Origin of the sequence: Tardiphaga sp. (assembly GCF_044336785.1) — a bacterium.
Lineage (GTDB): Bacteria > Pseudomonadota > Alphaproteobacteria > Rhizobiales > Xanthobacteraceae > Tardiphaga.
In genome coordinates, this window is record NZ_JBIIOT010000048.1 from 14,003 (window position 1) to 38,339 (window position 24,337).

Here is a 24,337-nt window from a genome sequence, read left to right on the forward strand (position 1 = left end):
TGACTGCGAGGACCGGATTGCAGCCAGAGCAGCTTGCAGATCACTGCTTCGCAAACGGAATGAACTGGTGATATTCCTTCGGCACCTGGCTGCGATAGCGCGCAGGCACGGTGCCGGTGTCGATGGAGTGATCCAGTTCCTGCTGGCGCGTCATCTTCTTTTTCTTCTTCGGCTTCTCGTCATCGGCCGCCGCGGCTTTGTCTGCAGCCGGCTTGTCCGCAGCGGGCTTGTCCGCCTCCCGCTTGATCGGCGAGCGGATGGCTTGCTTCTCGTCGGGCTTGTCCGTCGCCGCCTTCTCGCTGGTTGAGCGTTCGGCTGCTGGGGTAGAAGCCGCCGGCTTCTCGGCCACGGGCTTTTCCGCTGGTTTTTCGGTGGGCTTGTCCGCCGCTTTCTCCGCTGCAGCGGCGGGCGCGACCTTCTCGGCCGGCGCTGCGCTCTGGGCGAGGCTCGCATCAATCTGGACAATCGCGAACAACGCGGCGACGGCGGTACAGCCCAGCAGTTTCAACATCCCTGTCTCCAGTCCCTTGGCATGAGTGATGGCATTCCGCAGCGGAGTCTGCTGTGGTCCCTTTTCGTCGCAACAAACGTCAAGACGGTTCAAAACCGCAACTAGGGAGATGCCGCAATGTCCACCATCGACCTGAAGCCGCAGGGCGCCACGCATCCGTTCGAGCGCAGCCACTCCATCGTGATTGCGGCGCCGGCCGAGGCCGTGTTCGACTATGTCACCAATCCCAAGTCATGGCCGGAATGGCTGCCGTCGTCGCACGAGATCGATTGCGCCGACCGCCCGATGGGCTTTGGCGACACGTTTCACGAACACTGGTCGACGCGCGCGGGCCCGGTCGGCCTCGACTGGCTGGTGATCGCCTGTGAGCGGCCACGGCTGTGGATCGGCCTGACGCATCTCAGCGTCGTCGGGCCGATCGTGGTGCAGTATGTCTGCACGGAGGTCGATGGCGGGACGCGGTTTACGCGCACGGTCCGTAACCCGGCACGGCCGAAGGAAGCGACGCCGGAGATCGTGGCGCGGATCGATGCGGAGGCGGAATTGGGGCTGGGGAATATCAAGAGGATGGTGGAGGAGCGGGTTTAGATCGCCGGGCTGGCTGAGCGCATCCCTGTCATTTGACGTCCAATCGTGGTTTGATGAGAGTCACCTATCCATCAACCATGGATTGCGCCATGTACGGCCCCTTCCACCGCCAGGAATCTCCAACGCAGACCAAGGCCGACGCGGATCACCAGCAATTGTCCGGCGAGATCTGGGGTGGCCCCGCACGAGGTAGTCATCTCCCCAGCGTGAAGGCCTATCGCTCTGCCCTTCCCGCGTCGGTGAGAGGTATCGAATTCGACACGGCCGTGAGACCCACACCGGGAAGCGGGACGAAGCATGAAGCGAGATGGTACACGTCATCATCAGGCGTGAGCACGAAAGTTGAGCAGGCCGGGACGTATGCCGCGATCACCTGGACCAGGTTTGTGCATGGCCAGCCATAAAACCGACGAGGAGATGATCGTGATCAGATCAATCCCCGACCTGAGTGTCGAAGTTATCCCACAGGCGATCCTCAATCTGCCGATCGGCAATGTGGTTGGACGCCATGGCAAAGTAACCTCGGGCGTCGATGACCTCGACAAGTTCGAAGGCGCATCGTTCGAACTGAATGGCAAGGTTGAAATTGCCGTTCGACACTATGCTGGTTACCCGCAGAATACATCGACGATCTATATCGACCGGCGCATCCAAGACCTTGGCGAAATCACACAGCTCATTCGTGTGATCTTGCGAGAGTTCAGGATTTCGGAAGCGTCGCTGGAATGGGAACGCGCGGACAACCCTGACTATTGAGAACCTTGCAGTCATCCTACGGCGCCCTCCTTAAAGCGTTGGCAGCAAGTGTTCAGGGCAGCACAGTTTGCAACCATGGACGATGTCGCGAGAGCGTTTCCTAAAGCTAAAATTCTGAACGCCGAGCGCGCAAGATTCGAAATTACAGGCGGCAACTACAGAATGATCGTGGCTTTCGACTTTGCCCACCAGGTGGCCTGGATCAAATTTCTCGGCACCCATGATGAATATGATGCCATCGACGCCCTGAGCGTCGCGATGTTCTAGGAGGTCGCCATGGATATTCGCCCGATCCGCACCGAACAGGACTACGATGACGCCGTCGCTGAGATTGGCCGACTGTGGGGCGCGAAGGCCGGCACTGAGGACGGCGACAAGCTCGACATTCTCGCGACCCTCGTGGATCGCTATGAGGACGCGCGCTGGCCGACCGACGACAGCATGGACCCGATCGATCTGCTGCATTTCGCGATCGATGAATTCGGCCACACGCAAGCCAAACTCGCGGAGCTGCTAGGCTCGCGATCCCACGCATCTGAAGTTCTCAACCGCAAGCGACCGCTGTCGATCGAGATGATCCGTCGTCTCAACGAGGCCTGGAAGCTGCCGCTGGAATTGCTGATCAAGCCGTACGCGCTGGAAACGGCGGCGGCATGAGCGAGCTCGCTGCGTAGGATGGCTAGAGCGAAGGCGCGACACGCTGGAGCGAAACCCATCGTTCCGTCGATGTGGCTGGCTCCGCCGATGGGTTTCGCTGCGCTCTACCCATCCTACGGCTGCGAGTTACCCCTTCTTCTTCACATCCTTCACGCTCGAAAACACGATCCCTTCGGCGCGTTCCTTGGTGTAGTTCAGATAGAAGTCGTTTTTCGCCAGGAATACCGGATCGTTGTCGACGTCGTCGGCGACGCCGGAATTGTTGGCGTTCATGAAGGTGTCGAGCTTCTTGGCGTCCTCCGACGAGATCCAGCGCGCCAGCGAGAATTCCGAGATTTCGAAACTCACGGGCAACTGATATTCGGCATCGAGCCGCGCCTTCAGCACGTCGAGCTGCAGCGGGCCGACCACGCCGACCAGCGCCGGGGCGCCATCGCGGGGGCGGAACACCTGCACGACGCCCTCTTCCGACATCTGCTGCAGGGCTTCCTTCAGCTTCTTCGCCTTCATGGCATCGCCGAGGCGCACGCGCCGCACGATTTCCGGCGCGAAGGACGGCACGCCGATGAAGGTGATGTCCTCGCCATCGGTGAGCGTGTCGCCGATGCGGAGCGTGCCGTGATTGGGGATGCCGACCACGTCGCCGGCAAAGGCCTCGTCCGCAATCGCGCGGTCCTGGGCGAAGAAGAATTGTGGGCTCGACAGCGACATGTTCTTGCCGGTGCGCACGAGCTTCGCCTTCATGCCGCGGGTCAGCTTGCCCGAGCACAGGCGCGCAAAGGCGATGCGGTCGCGGTGGTTGGGATCCATGTTCGCCTGGATCTTGAACACGAAGGCCGACATGCGCGGCTCGTCGGCTTCAACCTTGCGCGCATTGCTTTCCTGCGCGCGCGGCGGCGGCGCGTAGCGGCCGAGGCCTTCCAGCAGGTCGCCGACGCCGAAATTGCGCAGCGCCGAGCCGAAATAGACCGGGGTCATATGACCCTCGCGAAAGGCCTGCAGGTCGAACGGCTTGCCGGCTTCCTTCACCAGTTCGAGTTCGCCGGCGATCTCGTCGGCATCGAGATTCTGATTGCGGCCGGCGAGTTCGGAGATTTCGATCTTCTCCGCTGCACCGGTCTTGGCGCCGCCGCCTTCGAGCAGGCGGATGCCGCCGGTCTCGATGTCATAGGTGCCCATGAAATCGCGGCCGCGGCCGACCGGCCAGTTGATCGGCACGGTGTCCAGCGCCAGCGTCTTCTCGATCTCGTCGAGGAGATCGAACACGTCGCGGCTCTCGCGGTCCATCTTGTTGACGAAGGTGATGATCGGGATGTCGCGCAGGCGGCAGACCTCGATCAGCTTGAGCGTGCGCGCCTCGATGCCCTTGGCGGCGTCGATCACCATGATGGCGCTATCGACCGCGGTGAGCGTGCGATAGGTGTCTTCCGAAAAGTCTTCGTGGCCAGGCGTGTCCAAGAGGTTGAAGACATGGCCCTGGAATTCGAAGGTCATCACCGAGGTGACCACGGAGATGCCGCGGTCGCGCTCGATCTTCATCCAGTCGGAGCGCGTGTTGCGGCGCTCGCCCTTGGCTTTCACCTGGCCGGCGAGATTGATGGCGCCGCCGAACAGCAGCAGCTTTTCCGTCAGCGTGGTCTTGCCGGCGTCAGGATGCGAGATGATCGCGAAGGTGCGGCGGCGGGCAACTTCCGCGGCAAGCGGGGACGCGGCGGATTCGGTGGTGACGGCTGCGATGTCGGACATATGCGGGCTGTGGCAGGGAAAGGGAGCGATTTCAAGGGTTTTTGACGGGTCGGCCGACCTGGATGGCGACCTTGCGCCGCGTTGCGGCGGGCACGCCTGATCCCCATATAAAGCGGGCGAGGACGACCTCCAAATTTTCATTCATCCGCAGGGACGGCCCTGCCTTTTTGCAGGAGGCCGTGTCATGGCCTGGTTCATTCTGTTCGTTGCCGGTTTGCTCGAAATCGGCTGGGCTGTCGGGCTCAAATATACCGAGGGTTTTACCAGGCTCGTGCCGTCGGTGCTGACGCTGACCAGCATGGCGGCCTCGGTGGGCATGCTGGCGCTGGCGCTGAAGGACCTGCCGATGGGAACCGCCTATGCGGTCTGGACCGGCATCGGGGCTGTGGGCACGGCGGCGCTTGGGATCTACCTGTTCGGTGATCCCGCCACGGTGGCGCGGATCGCGTGTATCGGGCTGATCGTGGCGGGGATCGCCGGGCTCAAGCTGGTGAGCTAGCTCCGCCCCTCATGGTGAGGAGGCGCGAAGCGCCGTCTCGAACCATGAGCTGGCCGGGCTCCGAGCTTCGCGGCCATCCTTCGAGACGCGGCCAAGGGGCCGCTTCTCAGGATGAGGGGCGGAGTTCAGATGAAGCTCAGATGCAGCAGCTTCACGATCCACCACGTCGCCGCCGCCACGATCGCTGCCGCCGGGATGGTGATCACCCAGGCATAGACGATCGAGCTCGCCACGTTCCAGCGCACCGCCGACACACGGCGGGCCGCGCCGACGCCGACGATGGCGCCGGTGATGGTGTGGGTGGTGGAGACGGGCACGCCCATGAAGGTCGCGGCGAACAATGTCGCGGCACCACCGGTCTCGGCGCAAAACCCCTGCATCGGGGTCAGCTTGGTGATGCGCAGGCCCATGGTGCGGACGATGCGCCAGCCGCCCATCAGCGTGCCCAGCGCCATCGCCGCCTGGCAGGACAGCACCACCCAGAACGGCACGGAAAATTCGCTGCCGAGATAGCCCTGCGAATAGAGCAGCACCGCGATGATGCCCATGGTCTTCTGGGCGTCATTGCCGCCATGGCCGAGCGAATACAGCGAGGCGGAAACGAATTGCAGGATGCGGAAGGCGCGGTCCACGGCGAAGGGCGTCGAGCGCACCGAGGCCCATGACACGATGGCCACCAGCACCAGCGCCAGCAGGAACCCCACCAGCGGCGACAGCACGATGGCCAGCAGCGCCTTCAGCAGGCCGCCCCACACCGCAGCGGAGAGCCCTGCTTTGGCGAGGCCCGCGCCGAGCAAGCCGCCGATCAGCGCGTGCGACGAGGACGACGGGATGCCGAGCGCCCAGGTGATCAGGTTCCAGACGATGGCGCCCATCAGGGCGGCGAAGATCACCGCGGGATCGATGATCGAGGGGTCGATGATGCCGGTGCCGATGGTGTTGGCCACATGCAGGCCGAACACCGTGAAGGCGATGAAGTTGAAGAACGCCGCCCAGAACACGGCATATTGCGGACGCAGCACGCGGGTGGAGACGATGGTCGCGATGGAATTGGCGGCATCGTGCAGGCCGTTGAGGAAATCGAACAGCAGTGCGACGGCGATCAGGCCGATCAGCACGGGAAGAGCGAGGGAGGCGTCCACTGGCCCTGCCCTTACACTTGCTCGATGACGATGCTGCTGATCTCGTTGGCGACATCGTCGAAGCGATCCGCCACCTTTTCGAGATGCTTGTAGATCTCGGCGCCGACCACGAAGTCCATGGTGTTGGCGTTGCGGTGCTTGAGGAACAGCTCCTTCAACCCGATGTCATGGAGATCATCGACGCGGCCCTCGAGCTTGCCGACCTCCTCGGTCATGGCGGTGAGCAGGCCGACATTGTCGCCGATCTTGTCCATCAACGGCACCGCCTTGCCGATCAGGTCGGCGCATTGCACCAGCAGCGTGCCGATCTCGCGCATCGGCGGCTCGAACTGGCGCACCTCGAACAGCATCACGGCTTTTGCGGTCTGCTGCATCTGGTCGATGGAATCATCCATCGCGCCGATCAGGTTCTTGATGTCGATGCGGTCGAACGGGGTGATGAAGGAGCGCCGCACCGCGGTCAGCACCTCGCGGGTGATGTTATCGGCATCGTTTTCGAACTGGTTGACGCGCTGGCAATAGACCGGGGTCTCCTCGCCGCCTTCCAGCATGCCGGCCAGCGCCTTGGCGCCCTCGCTCACGGCTTTCGAATGCTGGGCGAAGAGGTCGAAGAACCGCTCCTCCCGCGGCAGAAAGGATCGGAACAGACGCAGCATCGGGGCACCCAGGAATCAGGACAACGACGTGACTGGAACCGCCCGGCGGCCCCTGTCACGGAACTGTCATAAAGCATGTCCGGGCATTGGGAGCAATCGCCGGTGGGCCTCTCCTCCACCCACTTTTACCCACCACATTAGTATCCCATGGAGATACCAAAATCTTGAAATACGTATCTCCTTAGGATACGTATTTCAAAATGATCAGAAGCTTCAAAGGGAAGTTCGCGGAGGCGCTCCTTCAGGGGCGCAGCATTCCCAAAGGGTTTCCTGACAATCTTGCCAAGATCGCGCGTCGAAAGCTTATCATGGTGGATTCCGCCGGGTTTCTCGAGGCCCTGAAAGCACCTCCCGGCAACCGCCTTGAAGCTCTCAAGGGCGACCGAGCGGGCAAACACTCGATCCGCATCAATGACCAATGGTGGATCGTGTTCCGCTGGACCGATGCTGGCCCCGAAGACGTGGAGATCATCGACTACCACTAGCTGAACCCGGCCGATTGTAGCCACCTGTCAGGACATCACCCATGCCAAAGAAACTTCCGCCGGTGCATCCCGGCGAAATCCTGCGAGAAGAATTTCTCGTCCCGTTCAAGTTGACACCTTACGCTGTCGCTGCGGCGCTGAACGTGCCGCGCACGCGCATCGAACGCATCGCGCGCGAAGAAAAGCCCGTCACTGCCGACACGGCGCTGCGGCTCGGAAAATTCTTCAAGACTGGGGCTGCGTTCTGGATGAACATGCAGGCGCGCTACGACCTTGAAACGGCCGAGGACGAACTCGCGCCGCAGATCAAGAAGATCACAGCCTACGCGGCGGCGTGAGTCCCCTCACCCGGACAGTGTCTCGATCACCCGGCACTCGCAGACCCGACCGTGGCTGCATTCGTCGACCATGCGCATGAGCTCGCCGCGCAGCGCGGTGAGTTGGGCGATGCGGCGATCGACGTCGGCGAGATGACGGCGGGTGATCACGTCGACCTGCGCGCAGGATTGATCCGGGCCCTCGCTCAGGGCCAGCAATTCGGAAATGTCTGCGATCTCGAAGCCGAGATCGCGGGCGTGACGGATGAAGTTCAGCCGCGCAATATCCTCCGCCCGATAGCGGCGCTGCTTGCCCTCGGTCCGCGCCGGTGCGGCCAGCAGGCCGATGCCCTCGTAATAGCGGATGGTCGGCACCTTGATGCCGGTCAGGCGCGAGGCCTCTCCGATGGTGTGATCCATTTTGTCCTTGAACCTCTAGTCGCTAGAGGTTGTACGCTTGCGCCAGCTGCAAGGAAACACCGATGACCGACAAGACCTGCACCACCGACAGTTGCTGCGCGCCGCCGCCGATCGATTTTGCGAAACTGGCGCCGAAGTCCGTCGCGCCCATAACGCAGGATACCTGCGCCGGCGCGGCCTGTGGCTGCTCCGGCGGCGTGCCGGTCTTCGATGGAGTCGATCCCCGCTACAAGCGGGTGCTATGGACGGTGATCGCGATCAACGGGCTGATGTTTGTCGTCGAGATGATCGCGGGACAGCTCGCGGGATCGCAGGCGCTCAAGGCCGACGCGCTCGACTTCCTCGGCGATACCGTGACCTACGGGCTCAGTCTTGCGGTGATTGGTGCCAGCATTCGCACGCGGTCGATGGCCGCCCTGTTCAAGGGCCTGTCGCTCAGCGTGATGGCGCTGTGGGTGTTCGGCTCCACCGTCTATCACACGCTGATCCTCGGCCTGCCCAATGCCGAAGTCATGGGCACGATCGGCGTCATGGCGCTCGCCGCCAACCTGGCTTCTGTGCTGCTGCTGATGCGCTACAAGGATGGTGACGCCAATGTGCGTTCGGTCTGGCTGTGCTCGCGCAATGATGCGATCGGCAATGTCATCGTGATGGTCGCGGCGCTCGGCGTCTGGGGAGCAAGCAGCGCATGGCCGGACCTCGCCGTCGCCGGCGTGATGGCCGGGATTTTCCTGACGTCGTCGGTGCAGATTCTGCGGCAGGCGTGGCGTGAGTACGCAGACGATGCTGGCCGAGCTGACGCTCCGCTGTACTCGCAGGACTCTGCGTGATCGCTCCCGAAGCGACACACGCGACCGACGATGTCCTGAACGCATCTACGGGAGCCGCTTCTCGGGCACTCCACGCACCGTCAGGCCCGTCGCCAGATTGAGCACCAGCGCCAGCACGGCGGCGGCAGCGGCCAGCATGAACAGCGTTGCGTAGCTCACGACGCCATGGGCGAGCAGCGCCGACAGGCCATAGGCGCCGACGGCCTGCCCGCCGGCAAAACAGGTGACCGCGCGGCCCCAGATGGCGCGCTGCAGAGCGGGATCGCCGGGCACGAGTTCATGCACGCGGCCAAGCGCGAGCGGCACGATGCCCGGCGTGAAGCCGCCGATCACAACACTCGATATGATCAGCAGCGCCGTCAGATGCGTGCCGAGCGGCAGCGCGACGACGGCGATCGCTACCAAGCCATAACTGAGCGTCAGCGCGCGACCGAAGCCGATCCGGTCCGCGATGCGCCCGGTGATCAGCGGACCCGCGACCGCGCCGCATCCGAACAGCACCCAGAAGCCCGCACCGGCATCGATGCCAAGGCCGAGTTCGCGTGCCACATAATCCACGAGGAAGACCGTGTGCGGCGCCATCGCGAAAGCGATCAACCCGTATTCCGCGATGAGCGATCGGTTCAGCCGGCGCGCCTTGGTGCCGAGTCGTTGCCGCACGGGAGTGGGGTTCGCGCCCTCGCCTGCGTCATCAGGCCAGCTGCGCCAGCTCGCGGCCGTCAGCAGGGCCGAGAGCATTGCAAAGCCGATCCAGCAGGCGGCAAGGCCTTCGCGCAGTAGCAGCGGCACCAGCGTTCCCGAGGCGGCGGCACCGAGGCCGACACCGATGAACACAAGGCCACCGACAAGGCCCCGGCGCGATGCAGCGACATGCGGCAGAATTGTCGATGCGGCGAGCACCATGATGAGGCCACCAGCAATCCCAGGCAGAATGCGCCAGACCAGATACCAGGTGAAGGACAGCGGCACCGCACAGGCGAAACAGGCGACCACGACCGACAGCATGGACAGTCGCAGCACCGTAACCGCGCCGAACCGCACCGCCAGCGGACGCGCCACCGCCGCCCCGACGAAATAGGCGGCCAGATTGATGGCGCCGAAATACATGACGTCGGACGCCGCAAACCATTTCGCGGCGATCAGCGCCGGCACCAGCGGCGTATAGGCGAAGCGCGCGAGGCCGATCCCCACGAATGATGCGGCCAGGCCGGCAAAGGCCCATCGCCACATGTCGGATCCGGCAGCGGGCTTGGGATGCATGTGGGACGAGCGATCGGACAGAGTGGACATGGGACACCTCCACACCCGCTCTAAACCTCTCGATCAAACAAAAATAATGATTATAATCGATGTCGTCCATCTGAAATGGAGATGACATGAACAGCATCGAGCTCGGGGTCTTCGCCGCCGTCGCGGAGGCCGGCGCCATCGGGCGCGCGGCGCAGCAGCTGAATACCGTGCAATCCAACGTGACCCAGCGTGTCCGCGCCCTCGAGGACAAGCTCGGCGTCACGCTGTTTCATCGCTCCAAGCAGGGCGTCACGCTGACAACGGTCGGCGAGCGTCTGCTGCCCTATGCACGGCGGGTGGCAGAACTGCTCGAGGAGGCCCGCCTCGTCGCATGCGACGATGTCGTGCCAGGCGGCGCGTTGCGGATCGGCGCCATGGAGACCGTGGCGGCCCTGCGCCTGCCGCCGATCCTCGCCACCTATTCCGCCCGCTATCCCGATGTATCGGTGACCATCGCGACAGGAACGACCGAGGCGCTTGTCGCGCGCGTGCTTGAGCGCGAGCTGGAGGGCGCGTTCGTGGCCGGGCCTGCGCAGCATGCCGAACTGGCGTCCTTCAAGGTCGCCCGCGAAGAACTCGTGCTGGCCACTTCCCCGCGCGTGTCGGGCGTGGCGGAGTTGCGTCGCGACCACCGGGCGGCCGGCAAGGTCATCGTGTTTCGGGCGGGCTGCTCCTATCGTCAACGCACGGACGAATTCCTGGCGCGCGAGGGCCTGGTCAGCGTGCCGCGGATGGAGATGGGGACGCTCGACGGCATTGTGGGCTGCGTCACTGCGGGTGTCGGCTTTGCGCTGCTGCCGCGCGCGGTGATCGCCGGCGCCATCAGCGACGGACGCATCCGCGCGCATCAGCTGCCCGACGAGATTGCATATGCGGAAACGGTTTTCGTGCAGCGCCGGGATACATTCGTGACGGCTGCTTTGCGATGCTTCGTCGAATGCACCACCGATCACAGTGCGTAGTCACGGATCGGTCACCGCCGGCTCCGGCCGGGACACGACATAAGCGGCGGAGCCGAGCATCACGACCGCCACCGCTGTCGCAAGCATCCAGCCCGGCCGGGCCTGCGTCCAGAACAGAACATAGCCGATCGTCATCCCTGTCACCGCCATCCATTTCGCACGGCGGGGAATGGCGCCCTGCTCGCGCCAGCGCCGCAGGCTCGGGCCGAAGCGGGGATGATCGAGCATCCAGGCTTCAAGGCGCGGCGAGGATTTGCCGAAGCACCATGCAGCAAGGATCAGGAACGGCACCGTCGGCAGCAGCGGCGTGACGATGCCGATCATGCCGAGCAGCAGCATGAGGCCGCCGAGACAGGCGAAGATGGCTCTCTTCATGCAGACGGTCTTTCGTTCCAAACCAGTTTCATTGTCCGGCCCCAACACTTCCGAATGAAAGCGGTCTACTTATTAGCTTACATCGGTATACAGGACGCCGCCTCGCCATCCCCGTGAGCAGCGACGCCGGACCACCTCTCCCCGCCGGGGAGAGGTCGAAACCGCAGCGAAGCGGAGGTTTCGGGTGAGGGAGGCCGCACACGCCGGAGTTTGCGGAAGCCCCCTCACCCGCGCGCAAGAACGCGCGACCTCTCCCCGGTGGGGAGAGGTGAAGACCGGAGCACAATCCGTCCTTGATGCCCCCAACGCAAAACGCCGCCTTGCGGCGGCGCCCTGCTTGTCGATGCGGCCTGCCCTTACAGCGAGCGCTTGAACAGGTGGCCGATCTCGCCGATGACGCCGCGGCGGAAGGTCAGCACGCAGACCACGAAGATCACGCCCTGGATCACCGTCACCCACTGGCCGAAGCCCGCGAGATATTGCTGCATGGCGATGATGACGAAGGCGCCGACCACCGGGCCATAGAGCGTACCAAGACCGCCCACGAGCACGATCAGAACGACTTCGCCCGACATGGTCCAGTGCACGTCGGTGAGCGAGGCATTCTGCGCCACGAACACTTTCAGCGCGCCGGCGAAGCCGGCCAGCGTACCCGACAGGATGAAGGCCAGCAGCTTGTACTGGTCGGCCTTGTAGCCCAGCGAGATCGCGCGCGGTTCGTTCTCGCGGATCGCCTTCAGCACCTCGCCGAACGGCGAATTGATGGCGCGGAAGACGATCAGGAAACCGATCAGGAAGCCGACCAGGATCACGTAATACAGCGTGGTCGGCTTCGACAGGTCGAACAGGCCGAACAGTCTGCCCTGCGGGATGCCCTGGATGCCGTCTTCACCATGGGTGAACGGCGTCTGCAGATAGAGGAAGAAGATGAGCTGCGACAGCGCCAGGGTGATCATGGCGAAGTAGATGCCCTGGCGACGGATCGCGACCAGACCGGTGAGAACGCTGAGCACGAGCGCCGCCACAAGGCCGAACACGATGGACAGTTCCGGCGACAGCGGGCCCATATTGATCATGAACTCGCCGATCAACGGGACCTTGAAGCCGATGGTGCCGACCTTTGCCATATGCGCCGTGACATAGCCCGCGGTGCCCATGAACATCGCATGGCCGAAGGACAGCAGGCCGACATAGCCGAGCAGCAGGTTGAAGGCGCAGGCGAACAGCGCGAAGCACAGCGCCTGCATGACGAAGAAGGGATACAGGCCCGAGAACGGCACGGCGACCAGCAGGACGGTCATGATCACGAAGGCGACCATCTCGTCCTTGGTGCCACGGGTCTGCGCGGTGGGGATCGAATTTTCGGTGATCGTGGTCATATCAGTTGGTCCGTCCCGTCAGGCCCGATGGTTTGACGAGGAGCACCAGCACCATCAGCACGAAGACGACGGTGTTGGAGGCCTCGGGGTAGAAATACTTGGTCAGGCCCTCGATGATGCCGAGGGTGAAGCCGGTGATGATCGATCCCATGATCGAGCCCATGCCGCCGATGACGACGACCGCGAACACGACGATGATCAGGTCCGCGCCCATCAGCGGGCGAACCTGGTTGATCGGCGCCGAGAGCACGCCGGCGAGCGCGGCCAGGCCGACGCCGAGACCGTAGGTCAGCGTGATCATCAAGGGCACGTTGATGCCGAAAGCGCGCACCAGCGTCGGGTTCTCAGTTGCTGCGCGAAGATAGGCGCCGAGGCGCGTGCGCTCGATCAGGAACCAGGTTGCGATACAGATGATCAGCGAGAAGATGACGACCCAGCCGCGATAGATCGGCAGGAACATGAAGCCGAGATTGACGCCCCCCTTCAGCGCATCCGGGATCGCGTAAGGCAGGCCCGACGAACCGAAATAGTTCTGGAACACGCCCTGGATGATCAGCGCCAGACCGAAGGTGAGCAGCAGGCCATACAGATGGTCGAGATTGGCGATCCATTGCAGCATGGTCCGCTCCAGGATCATGCCGAAGACGCCGACGATGATCGGCGCCAGGAACAGCGCCGGCCAGTAGCCGATGCCTGCCAGGTTGAGCAGGAAGTAAGCCACGAAGGCGCCCATCATATAGAGCGCGCCATGGGCGAAATTGATGATGTTCAGCATGCCGAAAATCACGGCGAGACCGAGACTCAGCAAGGCATAGAAAGAGCCGTTGATGAGCCCGACCAGCAATTGTGCGGACAAGGCCTGGAGATTGATCGACATGGTGCTTTCAACTCTAGAGTTGTTAGTGAAGCATGATCTGATCCGACAACCGGAAACCCACTTTTCGGGATCATGCTTTCGTGGAAGTCGTGGCCCGGTGACTGAGGTCTCCGGGCCACAGCTCAGTTTATTTCTTCAGTAGCGGACAGGTGCTCTTGTCGAGCGGCGTAAAGGCCTGATCGGCAGGAATGGTCGCGACCAGCTTATAGTAGTCCCACGGCGTCTTCGATTCCGAGGGCTTCTTGACCTCGAACAGATAGGCCGGGTGGATCTTGCGGCCGTTCGGCTGGATCGAACCCTTGCCGAACAGTGCATCGTCGGTCGGCATTTCCTTCATCTTGGCGACGACCTTAGCGCCGTCATGCGGATTGCCGCCCATGGCTTCCAGCGACTTCAGGTAATGCAGCGTGCCGGAATAGACGCCGGCCTGCACCATGGTCGGCGGCGCCGCGCCCTTCGAACGCGCCGAGAAGCGCTTCGAGAATTCGCGGGTGCCGTCATTCATGTCCCAATAGAAGGTCTCGGTGAAGGACAGACCCTGGGCGAGATCGAGGCCGATCGACTTCACGTCGGTGAGGAACAGCAGCAACGCGGCCAGTTTCTGGCCCTTGCTGATGCCGAATTCGGCGGCCTGCTTGATCGAGGTCGAGGTATCGCCGCCGGCATTGGCGAGGCCGATGACCTTGGCACCCGACGACTGCGCCTGCAGCAGGAAGGACGAGAAGTCCGACGAGTTCAGCGGATGCTTGACGGAGCCCGTGACCTTGCCGCCCGCGGCCTTCAGCGCATTGGTGGTGTCGCGTTCGAGGGCTGCACCGAAGGCGTAGTCGGCGGTGAGGAAGAACCACGAGTCGCCACCCGCCTTGGTCAGCGCGGTGCCGGTGCCGTAAGCGAGGTTGTAGGTGTCATAGGTCCAGTGGACCGTGTTCGGCGTGCACTGGGCATTGGTGAGGTCGGAGGTGCCGCCGCCGGAATTGATGTAGACGCCGTTCTTCTCCTTGACGACGTTGTTCACCGCAAGTGCCACGCCCGAATTCGGGACGTCGGTGATCATGTCCATCTTTTCGCGGTCGAACCACTGGCGCGCGAGATTGGCGCCAATGTCCGGCTTGTGCTGGTGATCACCGGAGATCACGTCGATGGTCCATCCCTTGGCCTTGAGGCCGGAGTCTTCAACGGCCATCTGCGCGGCCAGGGTCGAGCCCGGGCCGGCGAGATCGGCATAGATGCCGGAGAGATCGGTGAGCACACCGATCTTGACGTTCTTGTCCTGTGCGGCGGCCGTGGAGACGGTCGCAGCTGCAATGGCGGTGCCGAGCAGAAGTCTGGTAATCACTTTCGACATTCAATCCTCTTCAGACTGCTCCCGGCACGCGCCGAGAGCACTATTTCTTCAACAGTGGGCAGGTGCTCTTCTCAAGCGGAGTGAACGCCTGATCCGCAGGGATCGTCGCCACCAGCTTGTAGTAATCCCACGGCCCCTTGGATTCTTCGGGCTTCTTCACCTCAAACAGGTAGGCGGGATGCAGTTTGCGCCCGTTGGGCTGGATCGTTCCCTTCCCGAACAGCGGATCGTCGGTCGGCGTTTCCTTCATCTTGGCGACAACCTTGATGCCATCATGGGAATTGCCGCCGGATGCATCGAGCGTCTTGAAGTAATGGATCAGCGACGAATAAACGCCCGCCTGCACCGTGGTCGGCATCGCCTTGTTCTTCGCGCGGTCCTGGAAGCGCTTGGAGAAGGCGCGCGTGCCGTCATTGAGATCCCAGTAGAAGGTCTCGGTCAGGTTCAGGCCATTGGCGACGGGCAGACCGAGCGAATGGATGTCGGTGATGAACATCAAGAGGCCGGCGAGCTTCTGGCCGCCCTTGACGATGCCGAATTCCGACGCCTGCTTGATGGAGTTGATGGTGTCGCCGCCGGCATTGGCGAGGCCGATGACCTTGGCCTTCGAGGTCTGCGCCTGCAGCAGGAAGCTCGAGAAGTCAGGGGTGTTGAGCGGCGGACGCACGCTGCCGACCACCTTGCCGCCGACGGCCGCAACAGCCGCGGTGGTGTCACGCTCCAGCGCGGTGCCGAAGGCGTAATCCGCGGTGAGGAAGAACCAGGTATTGCCACCGGCCTTGGTCAGCGCGGTGCCGGTGCCATTGGCGAGCTGATAGGTGTCGTAAGCCCAGTGGATGGTGTTGGGCGAGCACTGCGCGTTGGAGAGATCCGACGTGCCCGAACCGGAGTTCAGATAGACGCCGTTCTTTTCCTTGACCACATTGGCGATGGCGAGACCCACCGACGAGGTCGGCACGTCGACGATGACGTCGAGCTTGTCGCGATCATACCACTGGCGGGCGATGTTCACGCCCACGTCCGGCTTGTTCTGATGATCGCCCACCAGCACTTCGATCTTCCAGCCTTTCGCCGTCAGTCCCGAATCCTCGACCGCCATCTGCGCGGCCAGCACCGAGCCCTGCCCGGTGATGTCGGCATAGAGGCCAGACTGGTCGTTCAGCACGCCGATCTTGGCCGTCTTGTCCTGCGCCGATGCTACGGAGTTCGCGGCCAACATAGCCGCGATCACAAGTAGCGATGACGTAACCTTCTTGTTCAGCATTGTGTCTCTCTCCCTGAGAACTTCATGAATTCACTCGGACCGTTGGTTCGTTCCGTAGCTTTTATGAATTAGACGCCGAGATAGGTGTGCAGCTTGTCCATGTTGGCGGACAGTTCCGAACTCGCAAAACCGTCCACGACCTTGCCGTGATCGACGATGTAGAAACGATCGGCGACGGTGGAGGCGAAACGGAAGTTCTGCTCGACCAGCAGGATCGTAAAACCTTCCGACTTTAGCCGCGCGATGGTGTGGCCGATCTGCTGGATGATGACGGGGGCCAGACCTTCGGTCGGCTCGTCGAGCATCAGGAAGCGTGCGCCGGTGCGCAGGATACGGCCGATGGCCAGCATCTGCTGCTCACCGCCCGAGAGCTTGGTGCCCTGGCTGTTGAGGCGCTCCTTCAGATTCGGAAACAGTTCAAAGATCTGCTCGACCGAGAGGCCACCCGGACGGATGGTCGGCGGCAGCATCAGGTTCTCGCGCACGTCGAGGCTGGAGAAGATGCCGCGCTCTTCCGGACAGAAGGCGATGCCCTGCTTGGCGATCTTGTCCGAGGCGGTCTTGATGATCTCGTTGCCCTCGAACTTCACCGAGCCGGTGCGCTTGCCGATGATGCCCATGATGGACTTCAGCGTCGTGGTCTTGCCGGCGCCGTTACGGCCGAGCAGCGTCACCACCTCCCCCGGACGCACATCGAAATTGATGCCGTGGAGAATGTGCGACTCGCCGTACCACGCCTGCAGGTCGCGGACTTCGAGAACGGGCTTTGTCGATGCAGAGGCAGACGCCGGGGCGGCCGTGAGTGTATCAGCCATGTCCGGCTCCCAAATAAGCTTCCTTCACGCGCTCGTCCTTGGTGAGGTCGGCATAGTTGCCTTCCGCCAGGATTTTTCCGCGCGTCAGAACGGTGATCTTGTCCGACAGCGTCGAGACGACGCTGAGATTATGTTCGACCATCAGGATGGTGTATTTCGCCGAGATGCGCTTGATCAGCGCGGCGATCTTGTCGATGTCCTCGTGGCCCATGCCGGCCATCGGCTCATCGAGCAGCATCATTTCCGGATCGAGCGCCAGCGTGGTGGCGATCTCCAGCGCGCGCTTGCGGCCATAGGCCATTTCGACTGCCGGGGTGTTGGCGAATTCGGACAGGCCAACATCTTCCAGCAGCTCGGCGGCGCGCTGATTGTATTTGTCGAGCACCGTCTTGGAGCGCCAGAAATCGAAGGACGAACCGTGCTGACGCTGCAGCGCGACGCGGACATTTTCCAATGCGGTCAGATGCGGAAATACCGCCGAGATCTGGAACGAGCGCACAAGGCCAAGACGGGCGACGTCTGCCGGCGCCATCGCGCTGATGTCCTGCCCCTTGTAGAGGATCTGGCCCTCGGAGGGCTGCAGAAACTTGGTGAGCAGGTTGAAGCACGTCGTCTTGCCGGCACCATTGGGGCCGATCAGCGCGTGAATGGTACCCTTGCGGACCTGGAGATTGACGTCGCGAACGGCGTAGAATCCCGCAAATTGTTTGGTCAGTCCGTGGGTTTCGAGGATGAACTCATCGGTCAAGCAAATTTCCCCCAATCAACCTTGGCCGCGGTGTCGCGCGGCTGGCCGATTTTTTGCGCAGCAGTCTTCGACTAGAACTTGGACGATATGAAATCGGGTTGCCCCAGCCCTGCTCCATGTCGCGGCACGGACTATGCCGTCAAGCGATCAATTAACGCAAGTGCAGTACGGCCGTTTTGCCGGGGACCACCTGTCGCACCAACTTCGCCATTAGTATTAGAGGGTTGCGCTTGCCGTGCACTGCACAAAAAGGATGCGGGGACATTCCGGCAAACAGAACTTTTCAGCGCGCACAAACGCGAAAAGCGCATGGAACGAAATCGCAATCGCTTCTTAATTGTACGAGTAAGCAACCACGCCTCTTCATGTTTTGTTTGCCTGATTGGCTCATGCTTTGCCGCATTCGCAAATGTGGGACGATGGCCGTGAGTTTCGAAAGCTCAGACGCATCCGTTGTGAAATCGATCCGGCAGCGTGATTTGCTGAACTGCTGGCTGCGCCTCTATGCGCCTGCGCAGGCATTGCCGCGCGTTGCTGCCTATCAACCGGAGCGGCTCGAGGACGAGCGCGCCGATCTCGTCTACTACATTGTCGATCACAGCTGCGGGCCGGCGCGTTTCATCATCGACAGCAACGGCACGCGCATGGCGAGCGCTTACGGCTCCACCGGCCGCGGCCGCTATCTCGACGACTATCTCGGCCCGATCCTTGGCCCCGTCGTGCTGCCCGCCTATCACGCCTGCATCGCACGACAATTGCCGACCTATACGATCTCGATGATCGACGACGTCAACGGCCATGTGGTGGCGTATGAGCGACTGCTGCTGCCGTTCTGCGACGGCGGCAGCGCCGTCACGCATATCATCGCATCGCTCAAGACCATCAGCGAAGACGGCGGCTTCGAGATCCGCAACCTGATGCGCGGCCATCACAGCGTGCCGAAGCCGGTGCTCAGCGTCGTGCTCGACCGCAACCTCGCGCATCGGATGCCGAGCCGCAGCATGGCGGGCGACCTGATCGAGATCGACTGATCATCATCGATCATAGACGCAGCGAAAGCCGACATAGACGGCGTAGAAATCCGCGGGCTTCCATTGCACGGCGGACGCCTGCGTCTTGTCGGCGCCATACCACCACGAGCCGCCGGCCGTGAGCGCCTGATCGCCCTGACGATCGGCGAGCCATTCCCAGACATTCCCGCCCATGTCGTACAGCCCGTTGACGCCGCGCTTCGTCGTCGCGACCGTGGCATGTCGCGGCCAGGGATCGCTGCCGGAGGTGTTCATCCCGTCAGGCTTGTCGCCGACGGGATAAGGATAGGTCGTCCCCCGATCAAAACGGTCGGACGGATCGGCACGCAGCTCCGTATAGGCGGCCCGGCGCCACTCCTCCAAACGCGGCAGGCGGCCGCCGCGCGCCACGCAAAAATCACGCGCCTCGCCCCAACTGACATGGACGGCCGGTTCATCGTCCCTGCCCGGCTGGCCATAGGGCGACGCCCATGTCCAGCCGCTGCGACGCTCCCAGCCGCTGCCGAACTCAAAACCACCACCGGCACGCTCAGCCGCGGTGACGAGATTGCGCGAGTCCCTGAACCCGCGGAATTCGCCGATGGTGACTTCATTACGATCGATGGCGAAGCCGTCGAGGTTTTGTGCCGAGTCGGGCGCTGCAGACGCAGCGCTCACCAGTGCCACGCTCAGCAACAATGAAAGGCAGATCGATCTCACCGACATCCCGACTCCGCGCATCACTCAGCTCAATCGCTGCCGCAGCGATGCCTGCGACCGACGGATCACGCCCTGATACATGGTTCCCTTGTCGGGATACCATGCCATCGATGCCAGCGTCGTGAAACCCGGAATGGTCTCCATGTGCTTCACCATCCGCTGCCGCATCGCCTGATCCGGAAGCGGGCCGCGCAATGCGCCGACATTCTCGGCGGCGTGACCGGGATTGGACGTCGCCGGCAAAGCGGTGGTCACTGCAGGATTGCCGATCACCCATTTGAGGAAGAACTGCGACCAGTTGGCAGCGCCGATCTCGCGGGCGAAATCCGGCAGCGGCCGGCCTTCGGTGATCTTGTGCAGCCGCCCTTTTTCCAACGGCATGTTGATGAAGACGCCGACGCCCTTGTCCTGTGCAGCCTTCAACACGCGGTCCTCAACGCCACGGTTGAAAATCGAATAGTTGACCTGCACGACATCCACCATGTCACGCTCGATCAGGCCGGCGAGAATGTCGTGATACGTGTTCTCGTGCACGGAGGCGCCGACATAACGCACCCGCCCCTCTTTCTTCCAGGCGCGCAATGTCGGCATCACCACATCGACATTGACGAGGCTGTGGCAAAACAGCGGATCGATCTTGTCGCGCCACAGTCGCAGCCGCGACTGCTCCAGGCTGCGCAGCATGTGGCTCTCATCGGCGAGGTAATCGCCCGTGGACCAGATCTTGTTGCTGATGAAGACCTGGTCGGTCATGCCCATGCCGCTCATGAACGTGCCGAGGCTGACCTCCCCGGTGCCATAGAGCGGCGACGTATCGACCACGCGCACGCCGGCATCGAGATAGGTCTTGGTGACCGCGCGCAGCGGCTCGCGATTGCCGCCGGGCAGCATGTCGAAGGTAAGGAAGGTGCCGAGACCGAGCGCGGTGACGGTCTCGCCGGTGCGACCGATTGTCCGGGTCAGCACGGGGCCGGCAGCCGAGGCCGACGCGGCCGTCTGGGCCGCAGCCGACGTCACGCCGAGGCCGCCGCCCTGCATCGATGCCGCAGCCACCGCGCCGATGGCCGTTGCCGCGCCGAGAAAGCCGCGCCGATCGGTCATCATCGTGGTCTTGTGAGGGGTTTCGTTCATGATCCATCGCTCCGTGGTCGCGCCCGCAGGGATCGGCGGGCCGTCCATGCAGAGAACGTGATCCCGCAAATGTCGTCGCGCGCGATCCTGACGCCGCGCGTCGGATCCTGTGGTGTCATTGAGTTTGTGCACTGCACTGACTAGATTGCCGCTGGTCTCGCGCGGCACATTGCCGGTTACGAGGAACGCCATGAGGCACGGCATCGAGGGCTTCAGCGCAAGTTTCGGACGATTGAGCTCGCGCCCCGACGGCTGGCGGCGCCGGCAATGGTCCGGCGGCTCGTTCGAGACGGCGCACCGGCAACTCACCACCTTCGTCGAAGGTTGCGTTGCCTCCGACAATCATCTCATCATGACCACGCTGAGCGGCGGCGCAGAGCGTCATCAGCTCGCCATCGATGGCGGCCACCGCTATGACGGCCCGGACCTGCCCTCGTCCATCTCGTTCCTGCCCGCGGGGTGCGAGCGCCGGCTCCGTCTGCACAATGTGGCATGGCGCTGGGCCTCCATCGCGCTCGATCCGCAGGCCGTCGCCCGCATCGCGCCCGATGCGATCGACGGGCTGGCGCCGATTGCCGGCCAGGAAGATCGTTTCGTCTGGACTCTGTTGTCCGAATTCGACCGGCTCGATGCGCTCGATGGCGGCCTGGACGAAGCCTATTGCGAGACCAAGAGCCACGCGCTGCTGCTTTATCTGGCCCGCCGCTACGGCCGCGCGGCCGTATCACCGCAGCGCATCGGCCTGCCCGGCGCGCGGCTCCGCCGCGTCAGCGATTTCATCGATGCCAATCTAGATGCCACCATCCGCATTGCCGACCTCGCGCAACTGGCCGATCTGTCCGAAGGTCATTTCCATCGCGCGTTTCGCGCGACCACCGGCCAGACGCCGCTCGACTTCATCAATGCGCGCCGCGTGGCTGTCGCCAAACATGCGCTGGTGCGAAGCCAGGCCTCGGTCACGCAGATCGCGCTCGATGTCGGCTTCCAGAGCCCGACGCATTTTGCGCGCGTGTTTCGCGCCGCGACGGGTCACAGCCCGTCGGATTATCGGCGGACGTTCCGGCTCTAGAGTCAGAGCATCATCTGATCCGAAAACCGGGATCCAGTTGTCGGGATCATGCGCTAGCCGAATTCCTTCGCGTAGATCTCGGGCTTGAAGCCGACCAGGATCTTGCTGCCCGCCTCGAGCACCGGACGCTTGATCATCGACGGCTGCTCCAGCATCATCGCGATCGCCTTCGCCTCGGTGAGCCCCTGCTTCGCCGCATCGTCGAGCTTGCGGAAGGTGGTGCCGGCGCGATTGAGCAGCAGCTCCCAGCCCACCGCCTTCGACCAGCGCACGAGATGCGCCTTGTCGATGCCCGACGCTTTGTAGTCGTGGAAGGCGTAAGCGATGTCGTGGCTGTCGAGCCAGGTGCGCGCCTTCTTCATCGTGTCGCAGTTCTTGATGCCGTAAATGGTGGTGGTCATGGGATATCCGCCGATCGGTTGCTGCGGACCTGACTAACAGATGCGCATCGCGACCGCGCGCAATTCCACTGTCATCCACAGCGGGCGCCGGTGACGCAAGCGTGCACCACCGGTCGTCCCGATCGGGTTCAGGCGGTGCGCCGACGGTTGGCAACGATCAGCCAGACAGCAGAGACGAGAAAGTAAAACGCGCCGAATGCGGCATAGGGCGCGACATCAACAATGGTCGGGACTTTGGCGCCGCCGGACTGAACCACGAAAAACACACCGGCCAGCGCCGATTGCGCGCCGCTGAGGATCATCGCCCATTGCGCACCGGCGGCGCGCCAGCGGCGGATACCTGTCACGAGCTGCGCGAGACCGGCAAGCACGGCCCACACGCCGAAGACCGCGAGCACAGCATTCATGCCGGACTGCAGCGCACCGGCCACGGCCACCGCCGTGCCGAGGCTGACCAGCACATTCAAAGCCTGCGACGGATTGGCCAGCAGCCCGCCGCTGCCCTTGGCATCGAACCAGTTCGCCAGCGCATCCCAGGCGGGATAAGCCACCAGCAGCACGGCAGCGACGGCGGCATGCGACCTGCCGACAGCCACCGCCGCGGCAACCCAGCCGGCCGCGACGATGCCGCGGACCAGGTAATAGCGTGCGAGATCGCCAGTGCCGGCGGCCTGAAATCCTGTCGTTTCTGCGTTTGTCATGACTTTCTCCGCGAAAGCTGGGGCACGGGGCGTCAAAGACAGACGGCCGCGGCCATTTTAAATATCACGATAAATATTATCGCGATATCTTTATCGCTGCAGGCGACTGGCCTTGTCCAGTCATTTATCGCGATATACATTATTGTGATATTGAGTTGAGGAGACCCGTTATGGTGCCGCGCCACATCCCGCTGGATCATCAGCTTTGCTTTGCGCTGTATTCGGCCAGCATGGCGATCGGCCGCGCCTACAAGCCGCTGCTGGACCGGCTGGAGATCACCTATCCGCAATATCTGGTGCTGAGCACCTTGTGGGAGGGCGGCCCGCAAAGCGTCGGCGGGATCGCCGATCGGCTGGCGCTGGAATCCAGCACGGTGACGCCATTGGTAAAGCGGCTCGAACAGACCGAGCTGGTGATGCGTCAGCGCAACCCCGACGATGAGCGTCAGGTCGTGGTCTCGCTGACGGCGAAGGGCACGGCCATGCGCGAGAAAGCGCGCTGCCTCGGCGAGACGCTGTTTGCCGCCGCCGGCATGACCCCGGAACGGCTGATCGCGCTCAATAGCGAGGTGCATGCCTTTCGGGATGCGGTGGCCAATTACACAAACACGACGGATGAGACGGCGAAAGGCTGAAGACAGCCTGCAGCCGTCCATTGCTGGGCGGGCTTCGTCGAATCTGATCTAGCTCCGACGAACAATGCGGATGCTGTCATGGAATTCACAGCCCTGTTTCTCGCCATCACCGTCACCATGCTGGTCGCATGGCGCGGGCCGCGTGGGCTTGCGTTGTCGCTGTTCGCCGTGGTGCTGATCGCCTGTCTCGCGACCTTCATGCATCACGCCAGCAACACGCTCAAGCTGTCGTTCTGAGGCGCTCATGACATCTGCTCGCGCCATCACCCTGAACGTCCTCGCGCTCTACGCGCTCGCGGCCGTGCTCGCCACCGCCTTCGGCGCGCAGTTCGTTCTCGGTGAACTGCCCTGCCCGCTGTGCCTGCTGCAGCGGATCATGTTCGCGCTGCTGGCCATCGGCCCGATCCTCAACATCCGCTACGGCCCGCGCCCGAGCCACTATGCGCTGTCGCTGCTGGCCGCCATCGTTGGCGCTGTGGTGTCGACGCGACAGGTGCTGCTGCACATCATGCCTGGTGACACCGGCTATGGCACCGCGCTGTTCGGCTATCATTTTTACACGCTGGCGCTGCTGGCCTTTGTCGCCGCGATCGCGCTGATCTCGCTCATGCTGCTGTCCGACCGCCAATTCGAACGGCAGCCAGCGGCGCCGGTGACCACGGGCATCCTCGCGACCATCGCTGTGGGGCTGATCATCGCCCTGACGGCCGGCAACTTTGCCTCCGCTCTGCTCGAATGCGGCTTCAAGGCCTGTGCGGATGATCCGGTCGTGTATGAACTGCTGAAATGACCATCCGCCCCATCATCCGCTATCCCGATCCGCGTCTGGCACTGCCGGCAGCACCGGTTACAGACTTCGACGACGCGCTCCGTGTCCTCGCCGACGACCTCCGCGACACCATGCATGCGGCGCCGGGGATCGGCATCACCGCGCCGCATATCGGCGTGGCGCTGCGCGTGGTGGTGCTCGATCTCGGTGACGGCGCGAAGACATACGTCAATCCGGAG

The 24,337-nt window shown here is 63.0% G+C and carries 31 protein-coding genes and 1 pseudogene; 15 read left to right on the top strand and 17 right to left on the bottom strand.

Translation table 11 applies throughout. The features are described 5' to 3' along the window. Positions 1 to 40: 40 nt before the first annotated feature. Positions 41 to 511, bottom strand: a complete 471-nt coding sequence (locus ACIQ2A_RS15010) for a hypothetical protein (protein WP_398480481.1) — start codon at positions 509 to 511, stop codon at positions 41 to 43. Positions 512 to 628: 117 nt separating this feature from the next. Between ACIQ2A_RS15010 and ACIQ2A_RS15015 the strand changes: the two genes are divergently transcribed. From ACIQ2A_RS15015 to ACIQ2A_RS15030, 4 genes and pseudogenes are all read left to right on the top strand, one after another. Further along, positions 629 to 1,099: an SRPBCC family protein gene (locus ACIQ2A_RS15015; RefSeq protein ID WP_398480483.1), complete on the top strand. Its 471-nt coding sequence runs from the start codon at positions 629 to 631 to the stop codon at positions 1,097 to 1,099. A 390-nt stretch (positions 1,100 to 1,489) separates the two neighbouring features. Then, a complete protein-coding gene (locus ACIQ2A_RS15020) occupies positions 1,490 to 1,855 on the top strand; it encodes a hypothetical protein (RefSeq protein WP_398480485.1) in 366 nt (121 codons plus the stop codon). A gap of 36 nt (positions 1,856 to 1,891) precedes the next feature. Then, positions 1,892 to 2,122 (top strand): annotated as a pseudogene (locus tag ACIQ2A_RS15025) (type II toxin-antitoxin system HigB family toxin); the annotation flags it as partial. 9 nt (positions 2,123 to 2,131) lie between these two features. Next, positions 2,132 to 2,512 carry a type II toxin-antitoxin system HigA family antitoxin gene (locus ACIQ2A_RS15030; protein WP_398480487.1) on the top strand — a complete coding sequence of 127 codons (381 nt, stop codon included), beginning with the start codon at positions 2,132 to 2,134 and terminating at the stop codon, positions 2,510 to 2,512. A gap of 126 nt (positions 2,513 to 2,638) precedes the next feature. On the opposite strand, the gene ACIQ2A_RS15035 is transcribed toward ACIQ2A_RS15030, so the two are convergent. Continuing rightward, entirely contained in the window at positions 2,639 to 4,258 is a 1,620-nt protein-coding gene (locus ACIQ2A_RS15035) for a peptide chain release factor 3 (protein ID WP_398480489.1), read from the bottom strand. A gap of 184 nt (positions 4,259 to 4,442) precedes the next feature. Here ACIQ2A_RS15035 and sugE point away from each other — a divergent pair, with 184 nt between their 5' ends. After that, the gene (gene sugE / locus ACIQ2A_RS15040; protein ID WP_398480491.1) at positions 4,443 to 4,757 is read left to right on the top strand and encodes a quaternary ammonium compound efflux SMR transporter SugE; all 315 of its coding nucleotides are present in this window, start codon (positions 4,443 to 4,445) and stop codon (positions 4,755 to 4,757) included. Positions 4,758 to 4,882: 125 nt separating this feature from the next. Here sugE and ACIQ2A_RS15045 read toward each other — a convergent pair whose 3' ends face one another. Together ACIQ2A_RS15045 and ACIQ2A_RS15050 are read right to left on the bottom strand one after the other, a co-directional pair. Next, positions 4,883 to 5,899, bottom strand: coding sequence for an anion permease (locus ACIQ2A_RS15045; RefSeq protein WP_398480493.1), 1,017 nt, complete (start codon positions 5,897 to 5,899; stop codon positions 4,883 to 4,885). An 11-nt stretch (positions 5,900 to 5,910) separates the two neighbouring features. Then, the gene (locus tag ACIQ2A_RS15050; protein ID WP_398480495.1) at positions 5,911 to 6,555 is read right to left on the bottom strand and encodes a DUF47 domain-containing protein; all 645 of its coding nucleotides are present in this window, start codon (positions 6,553 to 6,555) and stop codon (positions 5,911 to 5,913) included. A gap of 200 nt (positions 6,556 to 6,755) precedes the next feature. On the opposite strand from ACIQ2A_RS15050, the gene ACIQ2A_RS15055 reads away from it, so the two are divergent. Together ACIQ2A_RS15055 and ACIQ2A_RS15060 are read left to right on the top strand one after the other, a co-directional pair. Beyond that, positions 6,756 to 7,040, top strand: a complete 285-nt coding sequence (locus tag ACIQ2A_RS15055; RefSeq protein ID WP_398480497.1) for a type II toxin-antitoxin system RelE/ParE family toxin — start codon at positions 6,756 to 6,758, stop codon at positions 7,038 to 7,040. 41 nt (positions 7,041 to 7,081) lie between these two features. Next, positions 7,082 to 7,378, top strand: a complete 297-nt coding sequence (locus tag ACIQ2A_RS15060; RefSeq protein WP_398480499.1) for a HigA family addiction module antitoxin — start codon at positions 7,082 to 7,084, stop codon at positions 7,376 to 7,378. Between the two features lie 6 nt (positions 7,379 to 7,384). Here ACIQ2A_RS15060 and ACIQ2A_RS15065 read toward each other — a convergent pair whose 3' ends face one another. Continuing rightward, the gene (locus ACIQ2A_RS15065; RefSeq protein ID WP_398480502.1) at positions 7,385 to 7,777 is read right to left on the bottom strand and encodes a helix-turn-helix domain-containing protein; all 393 of its coding nucleotides are present in this window, start codon (positions 7,775 to 7,777) and stop codon (positions 7,385 to 7,387) included. A gap of 62 nt (positions 7,778 to 7,839) precedes the next feature. Between ACIQ2A_RS15065 and ACIQ2A_RS15070 the strand changes: the two genes are divergently transcribed. Further along, positions 7,840 to 8,607, top strand: coding sequence for a cation transporter (locus tag ACIQ2A_RS15070; RefSeq protein WP_398480504.1), 768 nt, complete (start codon positions 7,840 to 7,842; stop codon positions 8,605 to 8,607). A 45-nt stretch (positions 8,608 to 8,652) separates the two neighbouring features. Here the strand turns inward: ACIQ2A_RS15070 and ACIQ2A_RS15075 are convergent, their stop codons facing one another. Continuing rightward, positions 8,653 to 9,897, bottom strand: coding sequence for a YbfB/YjiJ family MFS transporter (locus ACIQ2A_RS15075; protein ID WP_398480506.1), 1,245 nt, complete (start codon positions 9,895 to 9,897; stop codon positions 8,653 to 8,655). An 86-nt stretch (positions 9,898 to 9,983) separates the two neighbouring features. Between ACIQ2A_RS15075 and ACIQ2A_RS15080 the strand changes: the two genes are divergently transcribed. Further along, the gene (locus ACIQ2A_RS15080; protein ID WP_398480508.1) at positions 9,984 to 10,859 is read left to right on the top strand and encodes a LysR substrate-binding domain-containing protein; all 876 of its coding nucleotides are present in this window, start codon (positions 9,984 to 9,986) and stop codon (positions 10,857 to 10,859) included. On the opposite strand, the gene ACIQ2A_RS15085 is transcribed toward ACIQ2A_RS15080, so the two are convergent. The 7 genes from ACIQ2A_RS15085 to ACIQ2A_RS15115 all read right to left on the bottom strand — a co-directional run bounded on the left by ACIQ2A_RS15085 (position 10,860) and on the right by ACIQ2A_RS15115 (position 17,662). After that, entirely contained in the window at positions 10,860 to 11,234 is a 375-nt protein-coding gene (locus ACIQ2A_RS15085) for a YbaN family protein (RefSeq protein WP_398480510.1), read from the bottom strand. A gap of 356 nt (positions 11,235 to 11,590) precedes the next feature. After that, positions 11,591 to 12,613 (bottom strand): branched-chain amino acid ABC transporter permease, encoded by a 1,023-nt coding sequence (locus ACIQ2A_RS15090; protein ID WP_398480512.1) that lies wholly within the window; start codon positions 12,611 to 12,613, stop codon positions 11,591 to 11,593. A 1-nt stretch (position 12,614) separates the two neighbouring features. Further along, positions 12,615 to 13,490: a branched-chain amino acid ABC transporter permease gene (locus tag ACIQ2A_RS15095; RefSeq protein ID WP_398480514.1), complete on the bottom strand. Its 876-nt coding sequence runs from the start codon at positions 13,488 to 13,490 to the stop codon at positions 12,615 to 12,617. 127 nt (positions 13,491 to 13,617) lie between these two features. Beyond that, positions 13,618 to 14,835 carry an ABC transporter substrate-binding protein gene (locus tag ACIQ2A_RS15100; RefSeq protein ID WP_398480516.1) on the bottom strand — a complete coding sequence of 406 codons (1,218 nt, stop codon included), beginning with the start codon at positions 14,833 to 14,835 and terminating at the stop codon, positions 13,618 to 13,620. Positions 14,836 to 14,875: 40 nt separating this feature from the next. Continuing rightward, the gene (locus tag ACIQ2A_RS15105; RefSeq protein WP_398480521.1) at positions 14,876 to 16,099 is read right to left on the bottom strand and encodes an ABC transporter substrate-binding protein; all 1,224 of its coding nucleotides are present in this window, start codon (positions 16,097 to 16,099) and stop codon (positions 14,876 to 14,878) included. 68 nt (positions 16,100 to 16,167) lie between these two features. Then, complete coding sequence (locus tag ACIQ2A_RS15110; protein ID WP_398480523.1) at positions 16,168 to 16,914, bottom strand: ABC transporter ATP-binding protein; 747 nt, start codon at positions 16,912 to 16,914, stop codon at positions 16,168 to 16,170. Continuing rightward, positions 16,907 to 17,662, bottom strand: coding sequence for an ABC transporter ATP-binding protein (locus ACIQ2A_RS15115; protein WP_398480525.1), 756 nt, complete (start codon positions 17,660 to 17,662; stop codon positions 16,907 to 16,909). The genes ACIQ2A_RS15110 and ACIQ2A_RS15115 overlap by 8 nt, the downstream gene beginning before the upstream one ends. Before the next feature lie 425 nt (positions 17,663 to 18,087). Between ACIQ2A_RS15115 and ACIQ2A_RS15120 the strand changes: the two genes are divergently transcribed. Further along, a complete protein-coding gene (locus tag ACIQ2A_RS15120; RefSeq protein WP_398480526.1) occupies positions 18,088 to 18,693 on the top strand; it encodes a hypothetical protein in 606 nt (201 codons plus the stop codon). Positions 18,694 to 18,696: 3 nt separating this feature from the next. Here ACIQ2A_RS15120 and ACIQ2A_RS15125 read toward each other — a convergent pair whose 3' ends face one another. Together ACIQ2A_RS15125 and ACIQ2A_RS15130 are read right to left on the bottom strand one after the other, a co-directional pair. Continuing rightward, positions 18,697 to 19,398 (bottom strand): formylglycine-generating enzyme family protein, encoded by a 702-nt coding sequence (locus ACIQ2A_RS15125; RefSeq protein ID WP_398480528.1) that lies wholly within the window; start codon positions 19,396 to 19,398, stop codon positions 18,697 to 18,699. An 18-nt stretch (positions 19,399 to 19,416) separates the two neighbouring features. Continuing rightward, positions 19,417 to 20,523: an aldo/keto reductase gene (locus ACIQ2A_RS15130; RefSeq protein WP_398480530.1), complete on the bottom strand. Its 1,107-nt coding sequence runs from the start codon at positions 20,521 to 20,523 to the stop codon at positions 19,417 to 19,419. A gap of 190 nt (positions 20,524 to 20,713) precedes the next feature. On the opposite strand from ACIQ2A_RS15130, the gene ACIQ2A_RS15135 reads away from it, so the two are divergent. Then, the gene (locus ACIQ2A_RS15135) at positions 20,714 to 21,592 is read left to right on the top strand and encodes a helix-turn-helix domain-containing protein (protein ID WP_398480532.1); all 879 of its coding nucleotides are present in this window, start codon (positions 20,714 to 20,716) and stop codon (positions 21,590 to 21,592) included. Positions 21,593 to 21,645: 53 nt separating this feature from the next. On the opposite strand, the gene ACIQ2A_RS15140 is transcribed toward ACIQ2A_RS15135, so the two are convergent. Beyond that, positions 21,646 to 21,993 carry an ArsC family reductase gene (locus ACIQ2A_RS15140; RefSeq protein ID WP_398480534.1) on the bottom strand — a complete coding sequence of 116 codons (348 nt, stop codon included), beginning with the start codon at positions 21,991 to 21,993 and terminating at the stop codon, positions 21,646 to 21,648. Between the two features lie 128 nt (positions 21,994 to 22,121). Continuing rightward, entirely contained in the window at positions 22,122 to 22,694 is a 573-nt protein-coding gene (locus tag ACIQ2A_RS15145) for a DUF308 domain-containing protein (protein ID WP_398480537.1), read from the bottom strand. Positions 22,695 to 22,864: 170 nt separating this feature from the next. Here ACIQ2A_RS15145 and ACIQ2A_RS15150 point away from each other — a divergent pair, with 170 nt between their 5' ends. From ACIQ2A_RS15150 to ACIQ2A_RS15165, 4 genes are all read left to right on the top strand, one after another. Further along, positions 22,865 to 23,329: a MarR family winged helix-turn-helix transcriptional regulator gene (locus ACIQ2A_RS15150; protein WP_398480539.1), complete on the top strand. Its 465-nt coding sequence runs from the start codon at positions 22,865 to 22,867 to the stop codon at positions 23,327 to 23,329. Between the two features lie 78 nt (positions 23,330 to 23,407). After that, on the top strand, positions 23,408 to 23,566 hold the full coding sequence (locus ACIQ2A_RS15155) for a DUF5993 family protein (RefSeq protein ID WP_398480541.1): 159 nt from the start codon (positions 23,408 to 23,410) through the stop codon (positions 23,564 to 23,566). A 7-nt stretch (positions 23,567 to 23,573) separates the two neighbouring features. Then, on the top strand, positions 23,574 to 24,119 hold the full coding sequence (locus ACIQ2A_RS15160) for a disulfide bond formation protein B (protein ID WP_398480543.1): 546 nt from the start codon (positions 23,574 to 23,576) through the stop codon (positions 24,117 to 24,119). After that, positions 24,116 to 24,337, top strand: a 222-nt coding sequence (locus ACIQ2A_RS15165) for a peptide deformylase (protein ID WP_398480546.1), incomplete at its 3' end; no start/stop codon positions are given. The genes ACIQ2A_RS15160 and ACIQ2A_RS15165, both read left to right, overlap by 4 nt.